7 protein-coding genes are annotated in these 8561 nt (G+C 65.8%); 4 read left to right on the top strand and 3 right to left on the bottom strand.

The genetic code is table 11. From position 1 onward, the window contains the following. Positions 1 to 190: 190 nt before the first annotated feature. From thrB to yihA, 4 genes are all read left to right on the top strand, one after another. Positions 191 to 1072, top strand: a complete 882-nt coding sequence (gene thrB, locus H6A16_RS10285) for a homoserine kinase (protein WP_204618880.1) — start codon at positions 191 to 193, stop codon at positions 1070 to 1072. Between the two features lie 275 nt (positions 1073 to 1347). Next, positions 1348 to 2019 (top strand): DUF1648 domain-containing protein, encoded by a 672-nt coding sequence (locus H6A16_RS10280; protein ID WP_204618877.1) that lies wholly within the window; start codon positions 1348 to 1350, stop codon positions 2017 to 2019. Between the two features lie 131 nt (positions 2020 to 2150). Then, positions 2151 to 2975 carry a 5'-methylthioadenosine/S-adenosylhomocysteine nucleosidase gene (locus H6A16_RS10275; RefSeq protein WP_204618875.1) on the top strand — a complete coding sequence of 275 codons (825 nt, stop codon included), beginning with the start codon at positions 2151 to 2153 and terminating at the stop codon, positions 2973 to 2975. A gap of 42 nt (positions 2976 to 3017) precedes the next feature. Then, positions 3018 to 3620, top strand: a complete 603-nt coding sequence (gene yihA, locus H6A16_RS10270; protein ID WP_204618873.1) for a ribosome biogenesis GTP-binding protein YihA/YsxC — start codon at positions 3018 to 3020, stop codon at positions 3618 to 3620. 343 nt (positions 3621 to 3963) lie between these two features. Here yihA and H6A16_RS10265 read toward each other — a convergent pair whose 3' ends face one another. Genes H6A16_RS10265 through H6A16_RS10255 form a run of 3 tightly spaced genes read right to left on the bottom strand, consistent with a single transcriptional unit; the run spans position 3964 to position 8246 of the window. Next, entirely contained in the window at positions 3964 to 5925 is a 1962-nt protein-coding gene (locus tag H6A16_RS10265; protein ID WP_204618871.1) for an ABC transporter ATP-binding protein, read from the bottom strand. Then, on the bottom strand, positions 5915 to 7705 hold the full coding sequence (locus H6A16_RS10260) for an ABC transporter ATP-binding protein (RefSeq protein WP_204618869.1): 1791 nt from the start codon (positions 7703 to 7705) through the stop codon (positions 5915 to 5917). The genes H6A16_RS10265 and H6A16_RS10260 overlap by 11 nt, the downstream gene beginning before the upstream one ends. Beyond that, positions 7698 to 8246 carry a MarR family winged helix-turn-helix transcriptional regulator gene (locus tag H6A16_RS10255; RefSeq protein WP_204618867.1) on the bottom strand — a complete coding sequence of 183 codons (549 nt, stop codon included), beginning with the start codon at positions 8244 to 8246 and terminating at the stop codon, positions 7698 to 7700. The genes H6A16_RS10260 and H6A16_RS10255 overlap by 8 nt, the downstream gene beginning before the upstream one ends. Positions 8247 to 8561: the final 315 nt, after the last annotated feature.

Below are 8561 nucleotides of genomic sequence, written 5' to 3'. Positions count from 1 at the left end.
CCCCAGAGCCCCTGCCATCGGGCTGGCGCTGGTGGCCACAAGCGAGCCACCGATTCTCGACGGTTTCCGGACGCTTCGTCCGCAGCGAGTTCCGCACGCAAAGGAGAGCCCAGTGGGCTCTCCGTCTTGCGCAGGACTGCCCGAGCGGCGGACGAAGCGTCCGGAAACCGGCCCGGAAGGAGCATCGAGCATGATCAAGATCACCGTCCCCGCCACCAGCGCCAACCTGGGCATAGGCTATGACACGCTCGGCATGGCGGTGAGCCTGTACTCGCACTTCACCTTCGAGCGCGCGGACTCCCTCACCATCACCGGCTGCCCCGAGGAGTTCCAAAACGAGGACAACCTCGTCTACGTCTCGTTCGTCGACGCCCTGCGCGAGTGGGGTGAGGAGCCCTTCCCCGTGGCCATCGACATCCAGACCGACGTCCCCGTCGCGCGCGGCCTCGGCTCCAGCTCGACCTGCGTGGTCGCCGGCATCATGGCCGCCGCGGCCCTCACCGGCCACATGGTCGACCGCGCCGAGCTCGTGCGCATCGCCACCGCCGTCGAGGGGCATCCCGACAATGTCGCGCCCGCGATCCTCGGCGGTGCCGTCTGCTCCTTCACGCCCGAGGGCGACCTGCCGCGCTGCCTGCGCTACGAGGTCTCCGACCGCCTGCGCTTCATCACCATCATCCCGCCCTACGAGGTCCACACGAGCGAGGCGCGCAAGGTCGTGCCGACCGAGGTGCCGCTCTCGACCGCGGTGTGGCAGATGGGCCGCATCGCCGGCATGACGCGCGGTCTGGAGACCGGCGATACCGACCTCATCGCCGCGGCGAACGACGACCGCTTGCAGGAGCCCTTCCGCCGCCCGCTCATCCCCGACTACGAGGACATCCGCCGCGTGTGCCTGGACGGCGGAGCCAAGACGCTGTGGATCTCGGGCTCCGGTTCCACGCTCATGGCTGTGACCGACGACACCATCGTGGCCAAGTTCCTCCAGGTCCGCCTGCAGGAGAACTTCCCCGGCTGCGAAACCCACATCCTCACCTGCGACACGGAAGGCGCCCAAATCGAGTACCTGTAGCACCGGCAACCTGACCGGCTGCAAAACGGCGGACCCCTCCCGGACGTCCTCGCCCTACGGGCTGCGGGATTGTCCGGGAGGGGTCCGCCGTTTTGCAGCCTGCGGTGACTTCGCTGAAGGTTCGTGCTTTGGAGGTCGCCGGGCTGGGGTTTGTTCGTGGGGGTGACGTGGTTGGGGTGGTGACGAATCCCCGAAAGCGCAGGGGGAGTGCAGAGGGGTTCGGCTTGTGGGCGGTATTATGGATAGCCATGAACACTTGCTGACGAGGAGCCGATATGACTGCTTCTGAATCCAAGCCGCTCTCTTTGGTGGCCACCGTTATCTGCCTCATTCTGGCGCTCTCACCTGCCATCGCGCTGGCCGTGGTGTGGGGTACGCTGCCCGATGTTGTTCCCGCGCACTGGAGCGCCGGAAGCATCGATCGGTGGGGCTCCAAGATGGAGATGGTCGTGGTACCTGCGGTTTCGTTCGTGCTGAGCGGAGCGCTGCTGTTCGGTGCGCGCCGCGCGCAGGCGGATGACGAGGTTGATTTCCTAAACTGGGCGCTGTCCGAGCGCGCAGTCATGGTCGTGGCGTCCATCGCCACCTCGCTCATCGGGTTTGGCAGCATGGTCGGCTGGATCATGGGCTCCCTCGATTCTTCCGCGGCTGCTGCCGGCGAGCCTGCGGCACTTTCGTGGCAGGTGCTCGGCGTGCCCGCGATCTTCCTGGTGGCCGGCATCCTCATGGCCCTGCGTTCGCTCAGCATGCCCGGGGACGATCCGCTGCTCGGCGAGCAGTACCACGCGCAGCGCATCGCCGGCGCGAGCATGGTCGTTGCCGGTGCCCTCATGGCGGTGCTTTCCGCTCTGGTGATTCCGGGCAACATGACGCAGCTCGGCCAGGCCGCCGTCGCCGCCGTCGACATGATCTTCGTCTTTCTGCTGCTGCGCCCCTGGCTGATGTAGCCGGCCGGCGGACAAGATGGGGCCGGGTTCAATCTTGTCAATCGTGTCGCGACAAGATTGAACCCGGCCCCATCTTGTCGCCTCCCCTGCTACCATAGTGCGGACCAAAACAAGCAGAACAGGAGGCGCGCATGGCTCCTACCATCGGCATCATCGGCGCTCTTGAGAAGGAAGTGCGCCAGATCTATCACGAGATCGAGCACGGTACGGTCGCTGACGAGGCGGGCCTCACCGTCATGGGCGGCGAGTACTGCGGCTTCAACCTCGTCGTCACCACCGCCGGCATGGGCACGGTTAACGTCGCCGCTGCAGCCCAGCACCTCATCTCGCGCTATGGCGCCAACGCGCTCATCTTCTCCGGCATCGCCGGCGGGCTCAACCCCGCGTTGCATATCGGCGACGTCGTCATCGGGGAGCGCCTGCGCTACATCGACACCGACACCTCGCTCATCGCGGAGTCGACTCCGCATCTCGAGGAATTCACATCGTCCGACTTCCTCGTCGACCTCGCGGAGGAGACGCTCGTTGCCCATGGGTTCGTGAACGCCGCGCTTGCCGGCGACGAGGCCGACGAGGCGCGCCGCGTGGCCGACAGCTCGCCCTACCGCCGCAACAGCGCTGACACCGAGCCGGCGCGCTACCTGCGCGGGACCATCGCCACGGGCAACCGCTTCATCACCGGCGCCGAGCTGCGCCAGGCTGTGGTCGATGCCACGCAGGCCGACTGCGCCGAGATGGAGGGCGCCGCCGTGGCGCATATCGCAGCCAAGAACCGCATCGACTGCCTGGTGCTGCGCGCCATCTCCGACAACTGCGACGAGGCCTACGACGCCTTCTGCGAGCGCGAGTTCGACCTCGACGAGTACGCCCGCAGCGCGAGCGCCCTCACGCTGTCGATCGTCCGTCGCCTGTCCAACAAGCTGCGCCTCACGCAGCACAGCATCTACGCCGACTAACCGCGGCACCGCACGACCCATCCCCGCCACAAGGAGGTTTCCATGGCCGAGGACGCCATCAACTACCGATCCGCCAAGTTCGTCGCCAGCTACGGCAAGGCGTCGCAGATTCCGCCCTCGACCTGCCCCGAGGTGTGCTTCGTCGGCCGCTCGAACGTGGGCAAGTCGTCCATCATGAACAAGCTGTTCAGCCGCAAGAACCTTGTGAAGGTCTCGAGCACCCCGGGTAAGACGAGCAACGTCAACTTCTTCATCGCCGACGACATCCACTTCGTCGACCTGCCCGGCTACGGCTTCGCGCAGCGCTCCAAGTCGGAGCGTGAGCGCTGGGCGGACCTCATCTTCGACTTCCTCGACATGGACCGCAGCTTCAACCTCGTGGTCTCGCTCGTGGATATCCGTCACGACCCGAGCAAGCTCGACCACCAGATGATCGAGTTTCTGCAGGAGGGCGGGTTCCCCTTCGTCGTCGCGCTCACCAAGGCCGACAAGCTATCCCGCAACCAGCAGGGCCGTCAGCTCGCCACCATCCGCAAGCAGCTAAACGTGCCCGCCGAGGACATCATCGTGACCTCCTCGCAGACCGGCCTGGGCATCGACGAGCTCAAGCGCCGCATCGAAGCCGCCTGCCTCGACGAAGAATAACCTTCGAGACAGTTAGGACGGGGCCCAGCGTCATGTTTTTCCCGCCGGCTGTACCCGGCGGGAAAAAAAGTGAAATAACCCCAGGGGTATTTTCACGCGACAACGGAGACGGCCTTTCCAGGTGCCGCAGATCGGGGCGAAAGAGGAGGGCATAGGCCTTCGCGCCATGCCCGACGATTGAACCCCGAGGTGCGGTGCCTGGGAAGGCCGTCACGACAACGGAGACGGCCTTCTGAGGTGCCCGAGATTGCCCTGAAAGAGGAGGGAGCACGCCTAGCGTGCGGCGACCGACGATTGAAGGGCAAGGTCGGGCGCCTCAGAAGGCCAATCAGGTTGATTAACCCTAATCCAGCTCCTTGAGGCCCTGATAGAGCTCCCAGTACTCGCCGTGCAGCGCGAGCAGCTGCTCGTGGGTGCCGCGCTCGATGATCTTGCCGTGCTCGAGCACCATGATGGCGTCGGCGTTGCGCACGGTGGACAGCCGGTGGGCGATCATGAACGTCGTGCGTCCCTCCATGATGCGGTCCATGCCGCGCTCGATGAGCTTCTCGGTACGGGTGTCGATGCTCGAGGTCGCCTCGTCGAGGATAAGCACTGGCGGGTCGGCCACGGCCACGCGCGCGATGGCGAGCAACTGCCGCTGGCCCTGGCTCAGGTTCGCGCCGTCGGCGGTCACCATGGTGTCGTAGCCCTGCGGCAAGCGCCGGATGAACGAGTCGGCACATGCGGCCTCGGCGGCAGCGCGCACCTCCTCGTCGGTCGCGTCGAGCTTGCCGAACCGGATGTTGTCGGCGATCGTTCCGGTAAACAGGTGCGTCTCCTGCAGCACGATGCCAAGCGAGCGCCTCAGGTCGGCCTTGGCGATGTTGCGCACGTCGATGCCGTCGTAGGTGATCTCGCCGCCATCGATCTCGTAAAAGCGGTTGATCAGGTTCGTGATAGTCGTCTTGCCCGCTCCGGTCGAACCCACGAAGGCGATCTTCTGCCCGGGCTTAGCGAAAAGGTTCAGATTCTTCAGCACGAGCGTATCGGGCACGTAGCCGAAGTCGACGTCGTGGAAGCGCACGTCGCCGCGCAGCGGAATGAGCCCGGTCGCCACGACCGTGCCGTCCGCAGCGCGCGCCGTCGACTGCGCAAGGGCGCCGGAGGCCGAGGCCGGCACATCCGCCGGCACGACCGCGGCATCGCCCGCAGCCGCGTCTCCATCCACCGGCACCAGTTTGCCGTAGGCGCCGACCCCCATGCCGTCGGGAATCTTCCACGCCCAGCTGCGCTCACCGGTGGGCACAAGCGTCACCGTGCCCCCGTCGACCTCCGGCTCCATCTCCATGGCGCCAAAGAGACGCTCGGCGCCGGCAAGGGCGTTCAGCAGGAAGTTCCCGAGCGAGGTGAACTGGTTGATGGGCATGGCGGCCTGGCGCACGAACACGACGTAGCTCGCGAGCGCGCCCACATCGACCATGCCGTTGATGGCCAGGACCGCACCTACCACGGCCACGATCGCGTAGTTGGCGTAGCCGATGCACACGGTTGCGGGCACCATCGTGGCCGCGTAGGACTGGGCCGAGGTCCCCGCGACGCGCAGCTCCTCGTTGCGCTCCGTGAACTCGGCGACATTGGCCGCCTCATGGTTGAAGACCTTGACGACCTTCTGCCCCGAGACCATCTCCTCCACATAGCCGTCAAGCGAGCCGAGGGCGTTCTGCTGCGCGGCGAAGAACCGCCCGCTGCGGCTGCCGGAATACTTGATGTAGCACGCGAGGATGATGTCGCACACCACGGTGATCAGCGTGAGCTGCCAGTTGAGCACGAACAGGATGATCATGGTGCCCACCATCTGGATGAGCGCCTGCACCAGGTTCGCGAAGCTGTTGTTGAGGGCCTCGGCCACCGTGTCGACATCGTTGGTGAAGAAGCTCATGACATCGCCCGTGCGCGTGCGGTCGAAATACGATAGCGGCAGACGCTGGATGTGCGAGAACAGGTCGCGACGGATATCGTAGACCACCTTCTGGGCCGCCCGCACCATCGTCTGCGTGTAGCCGAGAGCCGACAGCATGCCGAGTGCGTACACGACCGCCGTGAAGATGCAGAGGCCGGGCAGATCCTCGGGACGCCCCTGCTCAAGTGCGTTCACGACCGGACGCACCATGTAGGTGCCCACAAGGTTCGCCACCGCGGAGATGGACACGAGCACGGCGACAACGAGAAGGGAGAGCTTCGCGTGCCCCATGTAGGCGAGCAGGCGCGCCAGCGTGTGGCGCAGGTTCTTCGGGCGCGCACGGGCCGTCGTCTTAGCGGGCATCGCGCTCACCTCCCTCGGCGGCAGGAGTATCCGCGGGTGCAGCCGCCTCCGCCTGCGCATGCTCCATCTGCGAAGCGTAGATCTCCTGGTAGATAGTATCGTGCGCGAGCAGCTCGTCGTGCGTGCCGCAGGCGTGCACACGGCCGTCGTTCAGCACGACGATCAGGTCGGCATCCATCACCGAGGTGATGCGCTGGGCGATGGTGATGCACGTCACGTCCGAAAGGCTCGCCAGGTTCGCGCGGATCTTGGCGTCGGTCGCCATGTCGACGGCACTCGTGGAGTCATCGAAGATCATGACGCGCGGATGCTTGAGCAGCGTGCGCGCGATGCACAGGCGCTGCTTCTGACCACCGGAGACGCCCGCGCCGCCCTGGCCGAGCACGCCGTCGAGCCCGCCGATGCGGCCGAGAAACTCGTCAGCGCAGGCAAGCTCGCAGGCGTGCAGCAGCTCGCTGTCGGCAGCCTCGGGCGCACCCCAGCGCAGGTTGTCGCGGATGGTACCCGAGAACAGCACGTTGTTCTGCAGCACGATGCCCACGGCGTCGCGCAGGGCGGGAAGGTCGTAATCGCGCACATCATGACCGCCCACGAGCACCGTGCCGGCACTCGGATCGTACAGACGGCAGATGAGCTGCACAAGCGAGCTTTTGCCCGAACCGGTTCCGCCCAGGATACCCACGGTCGCGCCCGCGGGGATCGTCAGGTCGATGTCGTCCAGCACGTTGCTCTCGGCCCCGGCGCTGTACTTGAAGTCCACGTGACGGAACTCGATGGAGCCGTCCGGCACGGCGGCGATGGCGCGGTCGGGTGCGGGCAACGCGAGCTCGGGCTTCTCGTCGAGCACCTCGCCCACGCGCCGCACGCTCGTAAGCGCACGCGTGAGCAGCAAAAACACGTTGGAGATCATCATGAGCGAGTTCATGATCTGCAGTACGTAGCTCATGAAGCTCGTGAGCTCGCCCACGGTCAGGCGGCCGGCGACGATCATGTTGCCGCCGATCCACAGCACGAGCGTCGCAGTCGTGTACATCGCGAGCTGGTGCATCGGGACGTTCAGCACCGCGGTGGAGAAGGTCGTGGTCGAGCGCTTGCCCAGCGCGCCGTTCACGTGGGCGAAGACGTTGCGCTCGTGGTCCTCGCGCACGTATGCCTTGACGGCGCGCATGGCGGTCAGGTCCTCCTGCACGGCGCCGTTGAGGTCGTCCATCGAAGCCTGGAGCGTGCGGTAGAGCGGCAGCACGCGGAAGGTGATGAGGCCGAGCGCCACGGCGAGGGCAGGCAGCACCACGAAGAACACGCCCGCGAGCTCCATGTTCATGCTGCAGGCGTAGAAAAGGCCCATGAGCAGGATCACCGGGCCACGGATCATCGGGCGAAAACCGTTGGACACGGCGTTCTGGATGACCGTGATGTCGGTCGTCAGGCGCGTGACGAGTGAAGACGTCTGGTAGCGGTCGATATTGCCGAACGCGAACGTCTGGATCTTCTCGTACTCCGCCTGGCGCAAATTGGCGCCTAGCCCCATGGCGACGCGCGCCGCGAAGCGCGCGTAGGCAAGGCCGAGCGCAAGCGACACGAGGGCGCACACGAGCATGAGCGCACCCTGGGAGAACACGATGCCGAGGTCGCGCTCGACGATACCCTCATCGATGATGCGCGCCATGAGAAGCGGGATGATGAGCTCGATCGAGGTCTCGAGCGTAACGGCAAGGGCGCCGAGCAGCGCATCGCGCCGATAGGGCCCCATGTACGACAGCAGGCGACGGAGCTCAGGCATGCGAACCGCCATCCCCCACCATGCTCGTGAAATCCTCACGGCGCCGCTCGTCGCGCGCGGCGATGGCGTCCACGAGGTTGCGGTGCACGCGGTCGAGCAGCATGCAGAGCTGGTCGACCTCCTCGTCGGTAAAGTCGCTCACCATGGCGTCGTCGACCGCCTCGCAGGTGCGGTCCCATGCCTCGATGGTCTCGCGGCCCAAGTCGGTGAGCGACACCTCCTTGCTGCGCCGGTCGCGCCCAGGTTCGCACTGCAGGAAACCACCCCGCTCGAGGTTGTCGAGCATGCGCGACACCGCGGACGCGTCGATGTAGTAGTGCGCCGCGATCTCGCGTTGGGTGCAGGGCCCGTGCGCCGCAACGTACGACAGGATGCGCGGCTGCCCGGGCCCGAGGCCCAGGGCGCGCGACGACGGCGTGGTGTAGTTGCGCATCAGACGATATGCGAAGCTCACCCGCATGTGCAGGTCGTTGAGCGATGTGCCGAGCAGGCGGTCTTGAGGGTCGTTCGCGGCGGTGGTTGCAGGCGTCTTATCGTCCATGGCTTAGCTCCTTGACATGTTTGTTTGACATGTCAAGTATACGGCAACGCCCACCTGACAAGATGGTGCCAGGTACAAACTTGTCGACAACCCGTTTAATGCGAAAAGCGCCTCCGCCTTTCTGAAAAAGACGGAGGCGCTTGCGAATATAGACGCTGTCGCGGCCGCTGCTACTTCACGACGCCGGCCTGGACCGCGTTGACGATCATCGCGGCCATCTCGGCGCGGTTGATGGAGCGGGTGGCCTGCAGGGCGCGGGAGCCGTCGTCGAGCTCGACGCCGCTGATGACGCCGTTCTCGACCGCCCACGCCATG

This window comes from Collinsella tanakaei (assembly GCF_016900375.1).
Lineage (GTDB): Bacteria > Actinomycetota > Coriobacteriia > Coriobacteriales > Coriobacteriaceae > Collinsella.
This window is presented reverse-complemented; position numbering and strand designations above follow the sequence as displayed.

Excerpts from the sequence above, each read along its gene's own strand:
- H6A16_RS10265 (WP_204618871.1), bottom strand. The coding sequence starts at position 5,925 with ATGCCCGCTAAGACGACGGCCCGTGCGCGCCCGAAGAACCTGCGCCAC.
- thrB (WP_204618880.1), top strand. The coding sequence starts at position 191 with ATGATCAAGATCACCGTCCCCGCCACCAGCGCCAACCTGGGCATAGGC.
- H6A16_RS10260 (WP_204618869.1), bottom strand. The coding sequence starts at position 7,705 with ATGCCTGAGCTCCGTCGCCTGCTGTCGTACATGGGGCCCTATCGGCGC.
- H6A16_RS10275 (WP_204618875.1), top strand. The coding sequence starts at position 2,151 with ATGGCTCCTACCATCGGCATCATCGGCGCTCTTGAGAAGGAAGTGCGC.
- yihA (WP_204618873.1), top strand. The coding sequence starts at position 3,018 with ATGGCCGAGGACGCCATCAACTACCGATCCGCCAAGTTCGTCGCCAGC.
- H6A16_RS10255 (WP_204618867.1), bottom strand. The coding sequence starts at position 8,246 with ATGGACGATAAGACGCCTGCAACCACCGCCGCGAACGACCCTCAAGAC.
- H6A16_RS10280 (WP_204618877.1), top strand. The coding sequence starts at position 1,348 with ATGACTGCTTCTGAATCCAAGCCGCTCTCTTTGGTGGCCACCGTTATC.